The organism is Helicobacter macacae MIT 99-5501 (assembly GCF_000507845.1).
Classification (GTDB): Bacteria; Campylobacterota; Campylobacteria; order Campylobacterales; family Helicobacteraceae; genus Helicobacter_B; species Helicobacter_B macacae.
Window position 1 is genome coordinate 378,917 of record NZ_KI669454.1, and the last position, 16,882, is coordinate 395,798.

Below are 16,882 nucleotides of genomic sequence, written 5' to 3' on the forward strand. Positions count from 1 at the left end.
GAGGATTTTTGCTAATGCTTTGCGTTTGGTGCAAAAACATTAGCGGGCTAAAAGTGAGATTTCTTAGATTGCTCTAAAATCTCAAAATATCTATCGGTTGTAAAATCTGCTCTTGTGGGGCTGGTGTGGGCTCGGCTTTTTGTGGCTCGAGATTGGATTCTTTTTTTTCTGTGCTGCTTGGACTTAGGGCGTCTAGGTTTGCGTTTATCTCATCTTTGAAGTGGCTTTTATCAATTAGCTCTTTATATTTTGTCTTATATTCGCCACCCAATCCTTTTTTTGGTGAGTTGTTATTCCACACTACTCCACACTTTTTGCCGATGATTTTGCAACCTGTTTGAAACTTGGCATTGCAAGTTTCTTCTATCGGTTCGCATTTGCTATAAAACTCCTCCCCACCCACAATCCTCAAGTCCGCCGTCTCGATACTTTCATAAATAGGAGTTAGTTTTTCTTTTTTGATAAATGCCAAAATCTGCTCCTCTGTGTCGATTCTAGGCTCTTGATAGGATTGGAGGATTTTTGCGTATTCTTTTTTGGTTTCTTCTTCTAGTTTTTGTTTGTAGGCTAGGATTTTGTTGTTCCACTCTTGTGAGATTCTCATCATTTCGGCTAGCTGCTTTTGCTGTTTTTCTTCTTTTTGCTGATATGCTTTTGCCATTTTTAGTGTTTTTTCATCTGGGGCTTTTGTCGTCCTTTTTGCGTTGTAGTCTTGGACTTCTTGGTAAGCCTGCCAATCCTCATCTATGACTTTTTCTAGCGTATTTTGTGCGATATTATCTGGGTTAAACCCACTTAATGCCTGCTCTTTGAATTTCTCTAAATCTTTTTCTGCCTTGCTTGGAGTGGGTGGCTTTATCCTTTGGCTTGCTTTTTGATAGGCTTTGGTGTATAGCTCTTTGTTTTGTCCTATGCTGTTGAATCTTTGCTCATCTATGTATTTTGTTATGGCGTATTTTCGCACGATGAGTGCTCCACCACTTGATGAATAGTGAGATATGATTATGTTGTCTTTTTCCTCTTTATTTTTGAGTTTTTCTTTTGAGATTTCCTTTGTTATCCCACTTCTAAATAGCCCGCCCGCGCAACTATACACTTGAGATAGTTTGTCTTTTGGGTTTAGAGTGGTGGTGTAGCTACCATTTGGGCATCCACCTCTTAGGGAATTGTTTATCATTACCCCTCTACCGCTGTAATAATTCTCTATATCTGTGATAATGCTAGCAAATGGTGCGAATTTGGAATTTATATTTGTCCCTTGTGTGGAGGTGCTAAAACTTATTAGCTCTACGCTTTTGTCATTATAAGCTCTAGGTGTGTAACCGACATCTACTTTGTCATAGCTAGCTTTGTCGCCACCATCAAACACAACACTAATACCCCTAATAGAGCACAAACCCCTACTCATCGCTTGTGCGTCAAATGTCATATTTATCTTTGAAAGTCGCTTGGCAAATTCCCCAAAATCTGCTTTTAGTTTCTCATCTTTTAGCTTATTATAAAGGCATTGTGCGCTTTCTGCGTAGCTGCGGGCATCACAGCCCATATTTATGCTTCTTAGCCTTTTTATTGTCGCTTCATATCCGCTTGAATCCACGCTTGGAAAAGGGGTAGAGCCTTTTTCTAGGAGATGAGCCATTTTTAGGTTTAATAGATTATTTTTGATATTTAGCCTCACTTCATCAAGGAGTGATTTTTTGCCACACACTCCTAGCTCTTTTGATTTTTTTGACTCTTGGGCTTTTTTGTCGTTTTCATCTAAGGCTTGTAGATTTTCTATCGCAAGTGCGCTTTGGGTAAAGACTCCCACGCAAGCTAGCTTAAAAGCTAGATTTTTGATTTTTTTGAAAGTTTTAGAGTTTTTTGCTCTATTTTGTTGTGTGATTTTCATATCAAGTCCTCTTTTGTGGATTTAGTTAAATTGCTAAGATTATAAAGGCTACATTATATCTTAGATTTTTGGGTATAAAGAAAAAATTTTGGTTATTTGAAAATATTATTTTTGTTTATTATTTATATGATTTTGCCTAAAACAAATGATTTATTTACAAGTTTGTCTTTTTGTGAAAAAAACTTAAATATTATGGATTTTCCTTGTTTGGTGGCTGACTAGGTGGTGGATTTTGATTGTTTGGCTCATTTTGTGGCAAGTAGATTTCTTTTGTAGCTCGCAGGATTTGTCCTGTGCGCAAGTTTTTGCCCTCGACATATAGATATGCCTTTGTCATAGAATCTTGGCTATGCAGTGAAAATCCACCGATATATCCGTCACCAAAGTCAAATCGTCCTTGCGTAAAATCAGGCTTGTTTGCGCAAAGTCGCGCTATATCCTCTAGGCTGCGTAGGTAGAGGGCTGATTGGAAGTGTATGTGAGAGTTGGTAATCCTATCTAGGCTAAGAGAAGTGCTAAGACGCGCATTTGCCAAAAATAGCCCAACTATGGCTAAAAATATCGCAGCATATATAAGCCCAAATGCTTTTTTTGTATTACTTGATTTGATTTTTGTAGATTTTTTTGAGTTTGCGGGAGACGTGGCTTTTGCAGGTTTTGCGGGGTTTGTGTTGTTTGTAGTATTTGTGTGATTTGAAAATCTGCTTTTTGTGAGTGCGGATTTTGCAAAAGACTTGGAAAAAGACTTGATAAGAGGTTTTGCAAGGTTTGCTAGTTTGGTAGGATTTCGCATTACAATCTTGTATTTTTTGGAGATGAAGTTTGGTTTTTATCTGTGTAGGGGGGTTGGATTGTGGAGAGAAATCCCGCTTTTGAAATGCAGGATTGTTTGGCTTGGCTTGTGGCGTAGCATAGTGAGATACTAAAGCCACTTTGCCCTTGAGGAGTGATAGAAAATTTAAAAACATTGTGCAATATCGGGCTATTGTCCAAAAGTAGCGTGTGAGAGTCTAGCCAAATGGTGTGATTATCTAGCTTTAGCCTATCGTGGCTAAAATCTATGCTAGATTGCTTTTCAAGGAGATTTCGCACGATGTCAATGGCGTTGCTAGCTTCTAATCCTTTTAGGTGCTGGGTGGATTTGGCAAGGTTTTGTCGCTGAAAGTGCAAACTAGCTTGCATAAGAGCGATAATGATAAGAGATAAAATAGTCATAGCAAGCACAAAATCAAGCAGGATAAAGGCATTTTTTGCATTTCTTTGAAGTGCTTTGGTGTGTTTATGTCGTTTTTGCATTAGATTTTTTGGTGGATTTGTATTTTTGTGTGGTTTTTGTGGGTGGAAATTATGATGATTTTGTGGCTTATTGCTCACAGTTTTGTGGCTTAAAAAGTTTAAAAGCGGATTTTTCAAACATTTTTCCCTCACAAAATTCGCCATTTGTGCCAATGATTTTGTGGGATTTGGGCGAGAGCTGGGACTCTAACTCTGCTATGATTTTTTCTTCTTGTTGTTGTATTTGCTCTAGATTTTGTGTGATATTTTGGGCTTCTTGGCTTTGTGCCCTTGTGTGATAAAATCTAGCCAAAATCCCAAATGCCACGCCCAAAATCAGCACCGCAAAGACAACTTCTAGCAGGGCAAATGCTCTGTGTGTGCTACTATTTTTACACGCTTTTTTGTATTGGCTTTTGCTTGGCTTATGACTTTTAAGCGATTTTGTCGCGTCTGTTTTGTGTGGATTTTTCATTTTGTTATTATTGCAAAGTTCCACTATCTGTATTTGTGCTTTGATTTGGCAGGGCAAAAAACTCTTTTTCAAGCACGACTATATCGCTTTTTGTGTTTTTGTCATCACTTTGGTTTATTTGCAAAGACACTATCCAGCGTCCCTCTAGCTCAAGCATAAAAAACGGGCTAGCATAGATTGCTTCTTTGTTAGAATCTTTGGATTGTGTGTTCTCTTGCAAAACTAGCTCGCCAATAGGGATTTGCTCTCCTTTTTTGGGTGGCTTGATAGATGAGTAGGAGCTATCTTTGGGATTGTAGATGAAAATCTCTTGGGCTTCTAGATTGCCTATTTTTTGGATAAATGCTTGGAGGCGTAGATTTTGAGGTTTGTTAGATTTATTAAGGACGCGCAAAAAAATCGTATTTAGGGATTTTGTATGCAAAGCGGGGGAGGTGTTTTGAGTGGCTTTGTCTCGGTGTGGTGGGCGCATATAGGGTGAGTATGGGCGCAGTGCCTCATCATTTGTGGGCGTAGCATTTGCATTGATAAAAAAATCAAAATCATTCTGCAAGGCTTTGGTAGACTCTAGCAAGTCATTTATCGCCGAATCCATATCATCGTGCTTGATAAAAAAGGGCACATCATCGACAACGGGGTGCTTCACAGAAATGCGGATAGAAATGCTAATAAGCACTACGCCTAGCAAAATCACTAGCAAAATGCCGTAGGGCCAAAAATTGCGCTTGGGCTTTGTTGCTTGCATAGAATCTGCACTAGGCAAATCACTATGCAAATCACTAGATAAATTGTTTTTATCTAAATCTTGGCTTGAATATTGCGTAGAATGCTTGTTATTTGTGCTAATCGGTGTTTTTGGCATAAATTAGTCCTTAAAGATTCTAGCTTTTGCTTCTTTTTGGCAGATACGCAAACGCAAAAAGCCCCAAAAGAATAAAAAGCATAACATACAATATAAACTTCACATAATTCCTCACACCCTCTTCATCGCGCGGGAAGTTGTTTTCTAGCGTGAAGTGATATGTATCGGCAATTCTATCAGCAATTTCTGCATAGCCGTTTAATATCACACCAGAAATGCGGTTTGGCGTCAAATCCTCCTCTTTGTGCGGCAAAAGCGGTGCCATATAGTCAAAGTATATAGAATCTAGTTTTTTGGGGCTAAGAAATTCTTTTTTTGCTTCTGTTGTGTTTGTAGTGTCTTGTGTAGGTTTTTGGTTGGTGGATTTTGGGCTAGCTATGTAGTGCAAATCTTGGCTTGAGAGAATCTCTATCTTGTGTTCTTGGACAAAAAGAAAAATGATGACAAAAGGTGCGTTTAGCTTGCTTATGACTTGATTTTGGTAGATTTTGCGACTTTGCTTTGTGGGGTAGCAGGAGGGAAATGATACTTCATCAATAACATCGACAAAGAGTTTTATCCCACTTTTTGTAAAGATTTCGCTTGCAAGAGCGGAGATAAATTCTTTAGATTTAGGCACGATGATATTTTTTGTATTGCCAAAAATATAGGTGGATTGGGGCGAGATAGAGTGAGGGAATACAAAATCACTATTTGCGTCTTTTTCTTTAGCAGAGGTTGTGTAATCAATGCCTTTAGAATCCATAGATTTTGTAGAATCTGCTTCAGGGTTACTAGGAAAGCAGGTGGGGGATTTATGATTTTGGTGGGATTTAGAATCTGTGGAATCCGCAAATGATAAACTTACCACACAAAAAAACACAAAAAATAAAAAAAACTTTTTTGAGAATCTATGATTGGGGTTGAGAGAGAATAAGCCGTGTAAAATCTGCTTGCATTGTCGAATGCCTTTGTGATGATTTTTACAAGGGCTTTGGGCTATAGCATAGCCTGCATATTTGGCATCTGCCATACCCAAAGTCGATTTGTGCGAAGAGTCATCAATCAAGTAGCAAGCAAGAGCGCACGACATTTACACAATATTGCAGAGCTACACGAGGTGCAAGAATCCATCAGGGATAAACACAATAGCTATTGAAGCCAAAGCCAAGATGACTATCATAAGTCCTAGTAGTTTTTCTAGCGTTGTTAGCATTTTGCCTCCTTATTTTGCATCTTCAAAGTGGTCTTTGTTATCCACACTTTGCGCTTCGATATGTGCGCTATCTTTGATGATGTAGTAGTTTGTAGAGTTTTCGCTTTGGATACTCGCTGCTAGCATACCAAACCCGATTGCTAGCACCACTACAAGCACGACCGCCACAAGAAAACCAAAAAGTCCATTGATACCAAACAAACCATTCATAGTCTCTCCTTAGTCTCGCACTTTGAGCGAGTTGATATATGCAGCAAGTGCTTGGATTTGAATGTCATTGAAGTTTGCATAGCTAAAAGATGGCATTTTGCCTATAAAGCCCTTTTTGCCATCGGTCAAAATATGCTTCACAAACTTGTAATCGCCATATTCTGTCAAATCCGCAGCAAAGCCCTCAATTTCAGAGCCATTGCCCTTGCCGTCTTCACCGTGGCAAGTTACACAAATCATATCAAATACAGCTTTTCCCGCCTCTACATCAGCTTGAGAATACTTAGTAGACTGCGCAGGGGAAAAAGTCTGCATCACATAGGCAGCTACTTGTCGCTTTTCTGTCTCATCTTCTAGCAAGCCCGGTGTCATCTCGCCACCAGCGTAGTTTAGTCCTTTGCTACCCTCTGTGATGACTTTGATGATACCCTCTTCTTTGCCCCAAGAGCGCAAATCCTGTGCTTTGCCATCCATTCCTTCAGCATTGATTCCGTGGCATTGGGAGCATTGCACCAAGAAAAGCCCCTCACCCATAGCGATTTTTTCGCTTTGGCTTAGTCCCTTCCATTTTTGCTCAAACACCTCGTTATTTCTGCTGACTTCCTCGTTGTATTGCCCGATTTGGGAGAATTGCCCTAGTGGATAGCCTACAAAAATATACCAAAGCCCCCACACAATAAGCCCCATAAAAATCAGCACCCAGCCGACAGGAATGTCGTTTTTAAATTCGCCGATTCCGTCCCAATAGTGCTCTGTAAGCTCGCCATCTGCTTTGGCGTCTTTCATTTTTTTGAAGTAAAAGCCAACTACATAAATCGTAATCAATAGGATTACTACTGCACCCAAGAGGGTGATTTTAATCACATCGTCATTTGACCAATTCATTACCTACTCCTTTTTTGATGTTGTGCGAGGCTCGACTAGCTCATCACTTAAGCTATCATTGACAGCCAAATCGCCGTATTTCTCATAGTCGCGCAAACCCTTTCTTTGCCTGCGCCACATAGAAATCGCATACGAATACAAAAACACAATCAAAAGTATGGTAACGACAAAATACGCACCAACTCTTATGTATTCAATATTTTGGGCTGCCATATCTTACCCCTTATTTTGTCCGTCTGCTTTGCCCTAAACTATTTAGATAGGCTATCAAAGCTACGATTTCTTTGACTTCGCCTTTTTCTAAATAGTCTTTAATGTCTTGGCTTTTCATATCCTCGACAAGTGCTTTTGCTTCTTCCATATAGATGTCTTTTGCTTCCTCTATGCTTGTGCCGATAGACACGCCACCTTGAGTATTGTAAGGCACGCTAAAGACTTCCATTTGTGTGATAGCTTCTGCATACGCAGTTTCAAAATCAACATTTTTATCATAGAGATGCTTATACGCAGGCATAATGGACGCAGGAACAACACTTTTTGGGTCAAACATATGATTTTCGTGCCAATCTGTGGAGCGAGAATCCCCTATCCTATGTAAGTCTGGTCCTGTGCGCTTAGAGCCCCACAAAAATGGTCTATCATAGGCGTATTCACCACTTATACTTGCCATACCATATCTGTCTGTTTCAGACTGAAATGGACGGATAAGTTGTGAATGGCAATTATAGCAACCCTCTTTCATATAGACTTGCCTGCCCGCAGTCTCTAGCAAACTATATGGCTTAAGCCCATCAATAGGGCGAGAGGACTTAGAAAAGTCAGGTAGAATCTCTACAAGCCCCGCGATAGAAAACACCACCAAAAACGCTACTGTGAAAAAGAAAGGATTTTTTTCTAGCCAACTAAACATTGCTCACCTCCTTTTAAGAAGCCATAGGTGAGGCAGATTTTGGCTCACTCTCTAGCTCTCTTGCTGCTGTGATTGTCATTATGACATTGTAGATAAACATTATAAAGCCTACCAAATACAATGCCCCACCAATCGCACGGATAAGATAGTATGGGAATAGCACGCTAACTGTATCAATAAACTGATATGCTAGGTTGCCGTATTGGTCCATATCTCTCCACATCATACCTTGTGTGATACCTGCAATCCACATACTAGAGAAATAAAACACAATCCCTATCGTCATAATCCAGAATTGTATGTCCATAATCTTTCTAGAGTAGATTTCGCGCTTAAACATTCTAGGAAGCATATGATAGCAAGCTGCGATAAGTGTAAATCCTACCCAGCCTAGAACACCATCGTGGACATGCCCGACAATCCAATCTGTGAAGTGCGCTAGAGCATTGACAGACTTGATAGACTGAATCGGTCCTTCTAAAGTAGATAGCATATAGAATGTAGAAGCAAGGATTAGGAATTTGATAAGTGGAGATTCTTTTAGCTGATGCCATTGCCCGCGCATAGTAAGAAGCATATTTACCGCAGTTCCCCAAGAAGGCAAAATCAAAATCACAGAAAAGACTGAACCAAGAGTTTGCACCCAATCAGGCACGGTAGAGTAAATGACGTGGTGTCCGCCAGCCCAAATGTATATAAACATCAAACTCCAAAACGAAAAGAGTGTGAGTTTGTAAGAAAATACGCTTTGCCCAGATTCTTTTGGCAAGAAGTAATAAATCACGCCGATAACGCCAGAAGTGAAAACAAATGCCACCGCATTGTGTCCCCACCACCATTGGATAAGTGCGTCATTGCTACCTGCGTAGAGTGAGATAGAGTGCAATACACTTCCTGTGCCAGCGACAAGGTAAGTAGGAATAGCAAGGTTGTTAAAGATATATAGCACGGCGATAGCTGTAAAAGTCGCCATAAAATACCATAGCGAAATATAAATCACATTTTCGCGTCTAACACCCATAGAGCCAAACATACTTGCGCCCCATAGCACCCACACTACTACCACTACCAAGTCCAAAATCCAAGGAAGTTCAGCGTATTCTTTTGATTGTGTAAAGCCCGCAAAAAGTAAAATCACAGCTGCAAGCATAAGCACGATATAAACCCAAAAATGTGCTAAACCGATGAATTTTAGAAGCGGGTGTTGGTGGTAAGTGATTTTTAGCACTCTTTGTCCTAGATAATACCACGCAGCCCAAATCCCACTAAGAGTGAAACCATAGATGATTCCATTTGTGTGAAGTGGTCGAAGTCGCCCAAAGATTCCATATTCGCCAGCGATATAGTTCAAATCAGGGAACGCTAGCTGAAACGCCAAAACAACGCCGATAAGCATACCGATAAACCCGAATGCAAGCGTTGAGAACAAAAACAATTTTGCGATAGAATAGTCGTATTCTAAAGTTGCTACATTGTCTTGCATTTACTCTCCTTTTCTCCGAAAATTAAATCACAGCTATTCTAACCTTTTTTTACCTTTTGTATCCTTAAATTTTTTAGTTTTTTTCAAAATCATCTGCTTTTTGCTAATAGATTTTCTCACAAAGTATCTAAGCAATCAATATCAACATCAAGCCTTTTGCCGAAATGTAGGGATTTTTGAGAATGAGAGTTTTGCTTATGTGATGATGAGCTATGATTTTGTGTAGATTCTACCCATTTTTGCAAGCTAGAATTTGCGTGCGATTTTGGGCAAGAGTTTGGGTTAGATTTTGAGTTAGGCTTTGAGTGTGATTTTGTGTGCAAATCTGCACTAGATTTTGCGACCGATTCTAGCTCGCTTTTCACTGCATTTAGTGCTTCTAATATATCGCTAATCTTTTCTCCATTTAGCAAAATATGAAATCGCCATTTGTTTGCTATTCGCTCTATGGCGTTGCTTCCGTGCCCTATGATATGGATATTTTTTTGTCGCTTTAGTATGGGGAGAATCTCCTCCATTTGCTCTTTTGCCCTCTCTTGTCGCAGGTGTGAGCAATGAATCATCACAAGTTTTCTAAAAGGTGGATAATTATCACTTCTGCGCTTTTCTTCCCACGCCAAAAACTCCTCATAATCACCCAAAAATCCTCTAAGAAACTCGGCTTGTGGGCTTTGGATAAATACCTTGCCAATGTGTTTGCGCCCGCTTCTCCCCGCGATTTGATGAAGCAGGGCTATCCCTCGCTCAAAGCTGCGAAAATCCCCTCCATTTAGCACATACTCGATTCCCAAAATCACGGCTAGTTCGACATTGTGATAATCGTGCCCTTTTGAGAGCATTTGCGTGCCGACAAGTATGTCTATCTCGCCATCTCTAAATGCTCTCAATGCTTCATTTAGCTTGCCGCTTGTAGTGATATGGTCTTTGTCAAAAATCCCTATTTTTGCCTCGCTAAAAGATTGCTTTAGCTCATCTGCGATTTGCTGTGTGCCTACGCGCTTTGTGGTTAGATTTTGGCTATCGCATTCTAGGCAGGATTTTGGCGTGATTTGAGAGTAACCACAATAATGGCAAACAAGGCGGTTTTGCTTGATATGCAAGCTCATATTGACACTGCAAAATGGGCAGGCAAACCCATATCCGCACTCTTGGCATAGCAATGCCTTAAAATTCGCCCTAGTTGGCACAAAAATGATAGCTTGTTTTTTTGCTTGTAGTGTAGATTTTATGTGTGAGAGAAGTAGCGGGGTTAGGCTTGTGGGGGAGTTTTCTAAGATATATTGTTTTTTTGCCTCCTCAAAAAACGCACCCTTTAGGCGATAAAGATAGCCACCCTTTTTTGCAAGATAGTAGCTTGTGAGGCTTGGAGTTGCCGAGCCTAGCACCACTTGTAAGCCACATTTTTTGGACAGATATAGAGCGCAATCACGCGCATTATAGCGTGGATTTTGGAAAGATTTATACGCATCATCGTGCTCTTCATCGATAATGATAATCCCTAGATTTTGGATTGGCAAAAAGAGGGCAGAGCGAGCTCCTGCGATGATTTTTAGCTCGTTTGATTCAAGTTTTTGTAAAATCTCTTTTTTTTGTTTTTGGCTTACTTTGGAGTGCCAGATTCCTACCTGCTCGCCAAATGCGTTTTTTAGCCTTGATTCTATCTGTGGTGTGAGTGAGATTTCAGGCATTAGAAAGAGCGCGGACTTTCCCTGTGTGAGCGCGGAGGCGATGAGGTGGAAGTAGATTTCGCTTTTGCCACTGCCCGTATCGCCAAAAAGCAGGCTTATAGGCTTAGCAAGCACAAAATCTAGTGCGCGTTTTTGCGCTTGACTAAGTGGGTGTAGCTGTGTATGGGTGATATGAGGGTTTGTGCTTGCCTCGTGGGAATCCACACTAGACTTTGACTTCTCTAAGGCAACTTTAGTTGCTAAAGTTCTTTCCATAGTTAAATACGGATTTTTACCTGCGATAACGGAATTAGATTTTTTTTCTACAATTTTAGCATTTGCGGTGGTGCTTGTGGAGCTTTTTGTAGATTTTGGGGGTGAGCTAGCCTGTATCGCCTGCGAACCCCCAAAATCTACAAAATCTACGCAATGATTACCCAAAGACGAATTGCCAAAGCCATAATGTGGTTGCATTAGATTGTATGCTTCACTTAGCGTGCAAAAATAATAATACGCCACAAACTCCGCTAATAATACCTGCCTACTATCAAAACACCCCTTTTGCTCGCCTATCTCTTTGCACTCAAAGCTAGGCTTTTGCACGCTACCTAGCACCACGCCTAGCACGACTTTTTCGCGCAGTGGAATCTCTACAAGCGTGCCTTTTTCATAAGTAGTGTGTGATTTGTAGGTAAAAGGTGGGGATTTTGCACCAAATGGAGCGACAAGGTAGTAAAGCGACATTTTAAGGGTTTTTAAAAAATTTTGTGATACGACTAAGGGTGGATTTGGGCTTTGGCTCTAGCGAGGGAGAATCACTCATAAAGTCAAAAGAGTTGTTTCCACGATTTGCAAAAGTGCTATGTGCCTGCCCTGCGTGAGATAGCTCACTCTCTTTATTGCCCTCACTAAAATTCTCTTTAGATTCCACCTTAGATTTTGCTTCTAAATCCACCTCCAAATCAGCTTTAGAATCTACCAAATCTGTGTGAATGTCCGCTTTAGAAGCTACTTCTAAACCCTCTTTTGAGTGTGCTTTAGAATCACTTGCTTTAGATTCTATATCTAAATTTTGTGCTTCTTTTTTGTCGCGATTTGGCTTAGAAAAATCTGCAAAGTCAAATCGTGCTTGGTCAAACTTCGCTTGAGGTGTTTTTGGTGCTTGAGGTGCTTGGTTTGTAAGGCTTTGTGAGTGATTTTCTTGTGATTGATTTTGTGGCTGATTTTCTAGGGAATCTTTATTCTGCGTAGTTTCATAGTTAGGTTTTTTGTCGGTGCGCTCTTTTTGTGCTTGCTGTGCTTGAGTGTAGTTATTTGCTTGCTTTACCTGCTCATCTTTTTGCTCTTTTTTTGTCGCTTCTATTGTTTCTACCGCTTTTGTAGATTCGTTTGCTTCTGCTATCTCATATTCTTTATCTTGCGCTTCTTGGTTTTGCACTTTTTGATTTTGTGATTCTTGCTCTTTTTGTGCTATTATCTCATCTAGCTCCTCCTCGCTTGGCTCTATCTCACTTTTGCTATGTATGCCAAGCCCACCTAGCATATTAAATTCGCCAAATGCCCCATACACTTCCCCACTATGCCCAAACTCCTCCCCAAATCCCCCAAAATCATCTCCAAATCCCTCCGCCAAATCCTCATCAAGCTCGCTATATTGCGCCAAATCCTCCTCATCTAGCTCACTATCTACCTCATCATCTGCTTGCCCATCTTGTGCTTCATCAAAATCTTTTGTTATAAAGACTTGTGGTAGCTTTTGGACTATCTTTTGAGTGATATGGGCTACTTGGGATTCTAGCTCGCATCTAGAGTGGACAGAGTTTAGATACGCACGCATAAGGTCTAGCAAATCCACGCTTTGCGTCTCAAGTAGCTCTTTTATCTCCACTATCGCATTTGGCTCAAAGCCTTTGAGCGATATGCTAAACTTACGCCCAGAAATGTTGATTTCTAGCTGCTCATCAATGCCTAGAGATTCTACTTCGCTAGATTCTAGCTTCTCATCGATAGATTTATGCCTAGTTTGGGGCATCACAAAATCCTTTGCAAAATCCTTTATGGTGGCACATATTTTCCCTTAAATAAATACTTATCCCAAGTGGATTGCTTAAGTAGATTCTTGCTTTGATTCTTTTATTATTTCATTTTCTTTAAACGCACTAGATATTTTGCCATATAGCGATTCTACGGCTTTGTCTCTTTGGGCTATTTCCTCATAGAGAGATGAGATTTGCAAGTCTTTTTCTTTGTTGCTCGCTTCTAGGTTTTTTACTTTGTTTTTTAGTGCGTTTATCTCTGCTACTTTTTGCTCATAGCTTTGCAAGATAGAATCTATTTTTGCCTCCAGATTCTGTATCAAAGACATTGTTGTTCCTTAAAAGAGTTTGATTGTAATTGTATCGCAAAAATTTGCACAAAAATTTGTAAATGTATAAGAATGTGCAAAAGTGTGGGTAGGAATATATTTGAGCAAATCTTTATAGCGAAATCTTTGAGGAGTGTTTATGAATATTTTAAGCGAGTATTTGAGTGCCATTAGTGGTATTAAGCAGAGCGACAAAGAGCATACACATAGAAGCGCGTTACAAAGGCTACTAGAGAGCATTAAAAATGAGTTAGCCACCACGCACAAGGACTTTGCCAACCTTAGCATTATCCACGAGCCAAATAACGATAAAAGCGAAAACAAAGCAGGTGCGCCAGATTTTCAAGTAAATTGCGGATTTTCTCCTGCGGGGGGGGGGGGTAATCTCACTTTAGGATACATTGAAAATAAACGCGTAAATGCGGATTTAGCCGAACTCATCAATAAATCCAACACGAATCCACGAGAGCAAATCGCCAAATACCTAACTTTGAGCGACAATCTTATCCTTACAGATTATTTGCGCTTTTTAAGGCTAAGCAAAGCACCAAATGGCAAAATCCAAATCACCCAAGAAATCACACTTTGCGCCTTAGACCAAATCCACTCCACGCTAAAATCCAAATCCACCCTACAATCCAAGCAAAGCGAGTTGCTCGAATTTTTCACACTCTTTTTTAGCTCTGCTCCAAAGTCTATCAATTCCGCGCAAGATTTCGCACTCTGCCTAGCACAGCGCACAAAGCTAGTCAAAGACACGCTTATCGACAATCCGCAAAATCCCCAAATCACAACACTCTATCAAAGTTTCAAAGACATTTTATATAAGGATTTGGATTTTGAAGCCTTTTGCGATAGCTTCGCCCAAACGCTTACCTACGCGCTCTTTTTGGCTAGGCTAAATGACGAGAGAGGCGAGATTATCGATTTATATAATGTCAAAAAGTTTATCCCAAAATCTTTCCCACTTATCCGCGCTATGAGCGGATTTTTGGATAATTTAGATGAGCTAGATAGCCTAAAGTGGCTTATCAAAGAGATTTTAAGCATTATAAATCACATTAGCCCCGCAGAGATTACCAAAGAGCTAAACAAAATCGCGCAAAAAGACTTGCTAGGCAACTACCTACACAAAGACCCATATTTGCATTTCTATGAGACATTTTTGAGCCAATACGACCCGAAATTACGCGAATCTCGTGGTGTATATTACACACCATTCCCCATAGTTAAGTTTATTATTGACTCCATAGATTTGGTGTTAAAGGACGATTTCAAGCAGACTAAAGGCTTAGGTAGCGCACTTGACAATGACAATATCACATTATTAGATTTTGCCACAGGCACGGGGACATTTTTGCTTGAAGCCTTTCGCAAGGCACTAGATTCCACCCCGTCAAATTCTTTGCATTACAAGCCCAAAAATCTACTCTCAAAATTTAGTGGCTTTGAGTTTCTAATCGCCCCTTACACCATAGCGCATTTGAAAATCTCCCAAAGTTTCAAAGAGGAATTTAATGCCCCGCTAGATGATAACGAAAAGCTCAACATTTTGCTTACAAATACCATATACACCAAATCCGCCAAAGATGAGCAAAATCAAAAAAGCTCTCTTTTTGCGGGTATGTATGAACTCGCCCAAGAATTTTTGCAATCCCAAAAGCTAAAAAACGAGCAAATCCTAATCATCACGGGCAATCCGCCCTATTCAGGCGCGAGTGCAAATAAGGGGCTTTTTGAGGACGAGGTAAAAATCGCTTACGGGCTAGAGCCAAGCAAACAAAATCTATCTACACAAGCACAGCGAATCATAAAAGCCTACTTTGCAAACCCAGATGAAAAATCCAAACAAAGAGAATTCAAAAATCTCTTTGAATCGCGCCGTTTGCAAAACGAGAAAAACCCCAAATGGCTTTTAGATGATTATGTGAAATTTATCCGCTTTGCCGAGTCTAAAGTCGAATCCCAAGATAGCGGTATCATCGCCATTATCAGCAATCACGGCTTTATAGATAACCCCACATTTCGCGGTATGCGCTACCACTTGCTAAACACATTTGACAAAATCTACATTTTAGATTTGCACGGCAATGTAAAGAAAAAGGAAAAATCCCCCGATGGTAGCAAAGATGACAATGTCTTTGACATTCAGCAAGGCGTGTGTATAAGTGTGTTTGTGAAAAGTTGCGCGAAATCAACCCACCCCCTAGCCCCCTCCGCAAGGGAGGGGGAACAAAAAAGTAGCCCACACACAAATGAAAAGGAAACAAAAAGTCCCTCCCCTTGCGTTAGCAATTCTAACAAAAGCCCCCTTCCTTGTAGAGATGAATTTCAAATAAGCCCCCTCCCTTGCGGAGGGGGTTTGGGGGTGGGTAATGCTAATCTCGCTCAAGTCTATCACTACGATTTATACGGCAAACGCAAGGACAAATACGACTTTTTGCAAAGCAATGGTTTGGATTCTATCGCTTGGAGTGCGATTGCACCCAAAGCACCATTTTATCTCTTTATCCCACAAAACGAATCCTTACGCGCTGAATATGACAAAGGCATAAGCATAAAGGATATTTTCACTCTCTCAAGTGTGGGAATCGTAACGGGCAAAGATTCGATATTGATTGCATCAAATGAACAGATTCTCGAATCGCGAATCAAAGAGCATTATGGCGAATTTGATAAACGATTCGTGCGAGATATTGCCTATCGCCCTTTTGATATTCAAAAAGTCTATTATGATTTAACAAAAATAGGACGCGCACGATATGAAGTTATGCAACATTTTTTAGATGACAAAATAAGCCCCCTCCCTTGCGGAGGGGGTTTGGGGGTGGGTAAATCCACTCACAAATCAAAAAACCCTCCCCCTTTGTCCCCCTCCGCAAGGGAGGGGGAAATAAAGATTAGCCCACGCGTAAGGAATATGGAATCTTTGGATTCTTACAATGTGGGGTTAGTGTGTGATAGAGGTTGCAAACTACAAGCGATAGATAATATTTTTGTGGCAAATAATATTATTGACTTGCATTTGGTGGGTAGCGGAAGCTATATTTTCCCGCTTTATTTAATCGAATCCGATTCGTTAGTAGAAAATCTAACCCCGCAATTTCGCGCATTTATCGATGCAAAATATAGCGAGAGATTCGCGCCAAAAGTGATTTTGGGCTACATTTATGCGGTGCTTTTCCACAAAGACTACCGCGAGAAATTCTTAGATTTTCTAAAGATTGATTTCCCGCGCATTCCGTTTGTAGAATCAAAAGAGCAGTTTTTAGCCCTTAGTGCATTGGGAGAGCAAATCATCGACTTACACCTAATGCGTGGCACACTAGAATCCATAACCGAGCCGCTTTTTAGCAACCCACAAAATCGCAATGAGAAGATAGAGAAAATCGCCTACAATGCGGAGCAAAAAAGGCTCTATATCAATGAAAGCCTTTACTTTAGCGATGTCAGCGAGGAAGTGTGGGGATACAAAATCGGTGGCTATGCCGTGTGTGAAAAATATCTCAAATCCCACAAAGGCGAAGTGCTAGAGCACGCGCATTTCGAGCGCATTATAACCACCTTGCACGAATCTTTAAGAGTAGAAGCCCAAATCGCCAAAATCGCGTTGGAGTAGGGCTAGTGATTTTAGCGCGAAATGACTTTTGAGAGATTTGCTTCA

The 16,882-nt window shown here is 40.4% G+C and carries 15 protein-coding genes; 1 reads left to right on the forward strand and 14 read right to left on the reverse strand.

All coding sequences use genetic code 11. From position 1 onward, the window contains the following. Positions 1 to 73: 73 nt before the first annotated feature. The 14 genes from HMPREF2086_RS01625 to HMPREF2086_RS01690 form a co-directional block, all read right to left on the reverse strand. Entirely contained in the window at positions 74 to 1,891 is a 1,818-nt protein-coding gene (locus HMPREF2086_RS01625; RefSeq protein ID WP_023926979.1) for a hypothetical protein, read from the reverse strand. Between the two features lie 190 nt (positions 1,892 to 2,081). Next, the gene (locus tag HMPREF2086_RS01630) at positions 2,082 to 2,684 is read right to left on the reverse strand and encodes a hypothetical protein (protein ID WP_023926980.1); all 603 of its coding nucleotides are present in this window, start codon (positions 2,682 to 2,684) and stop codon (positions 2,082 to 2,084) included. Beyond that, the gene (locus HMPREF2086_RS01635) at positions 2,684 to 3,304 is read right to left on the reverse strand and encodes a hypothetical protein (RefSeq protein ID WP_034560240.1); all 621 of its coding nucleotides are present in this window, start codon (positions 3,302 to 3,304) and stop codon (positions 2,684 to 2,686) included. The genes HMPREF2086_RS01630 and HMPREF2086_RS01635 overlap by 1 nt, the downstream gene beginning before the upstream one ends. After that, on the reverse strand, positions 3,255 to 3,641 hold the full coding sequence (locus HMPREF2086_RS01640) for a type II secretion system protein (protein WP_023926982.1): 387 nt from the start codon (positions 3,639 to 3,641) through the stop codon (positions 3,255 to 3,257). The genes HMPREF2086_RS01635 and HMPREF2086_RS01640 overlap by 50 nt, the downstream gene beginning before the upstream one ends. A 7-nt stretch (positions 3,642 to 3,648) precedes the next feature. Beyond that, a complete protein-coding gene (locus tag HMPREF2086_RS01645; protein WP_023926983.1) occupies positions 3,649 to 4,503 on the reverse strand; it encodes a hypothetical protein in 855 nt (284 codons plus the stop codon). A 19-nt stretch (positions 4,504 to 4,522) separates the two neighbouring features. Continuing rightward, positions 4,523 to 5,575, reverse strand: coding sequence for a hypothetical protein (locus tag HMPREF2086_RS01650; protein ID WP_023926984.1), 1,053 nt, complete (start codon positions 5,573 to 5,575; stop codon positions 4,523 to 4,525). Between the two features lie 132 nt (positions 5,576 to 5,707). Next, positions 5,708 to 5,908, reverse strand: coding sequence for a DUF4006 family protein (locus tag HMPREF2086_RS01655; RefSeq protein ID WP_023926986.1), 201 nt, complete (start codon positions 5,906 to 5,908; stop codon positions 5,708 to 5,710). A 9-nt stretch (positions 5,909 to 5,917) separates the two neighbouring features. Next, complete coding sequence (gene ccoP, locus HMPREF2086_RS01660; RefSeq protein WP_023926987.1) at positions 5,918 to 6,793, reverse strand: cytochrome-c oxidase, cbb3-type subunit III; 876 nt, start codon at positions 6,791 to 6,793, stop codon at positions 5,918 to 5,920. 3 nt (positions 6,794 to 6,796) lie between these two features. After that, entirely contained in the window at positions 6,797 to 7,006 is a 210-nt protein-coding gene (locus HMPREF2086_RS01665; RefSeq protein ID WP_023926988.1) for a cytochrome c oxidase, cbb3-type, CcoQ subunit, read from the reverse strand. Between the two features lie 10 nt (positions 7,007 to 7,016). After that, complete coding sequence (ccoO, locus tag HMPREF2086_RS01670; RefSeq protein WP_023926989.1) at positions 7,017 to 7,703, reverse strand: cytochrome-c oxidase, cbb3-type subunit II; 687 nt, start codon at positions 7,701 to 7,703, stop codon at positions 7,017 to 7,019. Positions 7,704 to 7,716: 13 nt separating this feature from the next. Beyond that, the gene (gene ccoN, locus HMPREF2086_RS01675) at positions 7,717 to 9,186 is read right to left on the reverse strand and encodes a cytochrome-c oxidase, cbb3-type subunit I (protein WP_023926990.1); all 1,470 of its coding nucleotides are present in this window, start codon (positions 9,184 to 9,186) and stop codon (positions 7,717 to 7,719) included. 116 nt (positions 9,187 to 9,302) lie between these two features. Beyond that, positions 9,303 to 11,597 carry a replication restart helicase PriA gene (gene priA, locus HMPREF2086_RS01680; RefSeq protein WP_023926991.1) on the reverse strand — a complete coding sequence of 765 codons (2,295 nt, stop codon included), beginning with the start codon at positions 11,595 to 11,597 and terminating at the stop codon, positions 9,303 to 9,305. Position 11,598: 1 nt separating this feature from the next. After that, complete coding sequence (locus HMPREF2086_RS01685; RefSeq protein ID WP_023926992.1) at positions 11,599 to 12,885, reverse strand: hypothetical protein; 1,287 nt, start codon at positions 12,883 to 12,885, stop codon at positions 11,599 to 11,601. A 75-nt stretch (positions 12,886 to 12,960) separates the two neighbouring features. After that, the gene (locus tag HMPREF2086_RS01690; RefSeq protein ID WP_023926993.1) at positions 12,961 to 13,218 is read right to left on the reverse strand and encodes a hypothetical protein; all 258 of its coding nucleotides are present in this window, start codon (positions 13,216 to 13,218) and stop codon (positions 12,961 to 12,963) included. Between the two features lie 145 nt (positions 13,219 to 13,363). Between HMPREF2086_RS01690 and HMPREF2086_RS12015 the strand changes: the two genes are divergently transcribed. Then, entirely contained in the window at positions 13,364 to 16,837 is a 3,474-nt protein-coding gene (locus HMPREF2086_RS12015; protein WP_051397633.1) for a type ISP restriction/modification enzyme, read from the forward strand. The last annotated feature ends 45 nt before the right edge of the window (positions 16,838 to 16,882 follow it).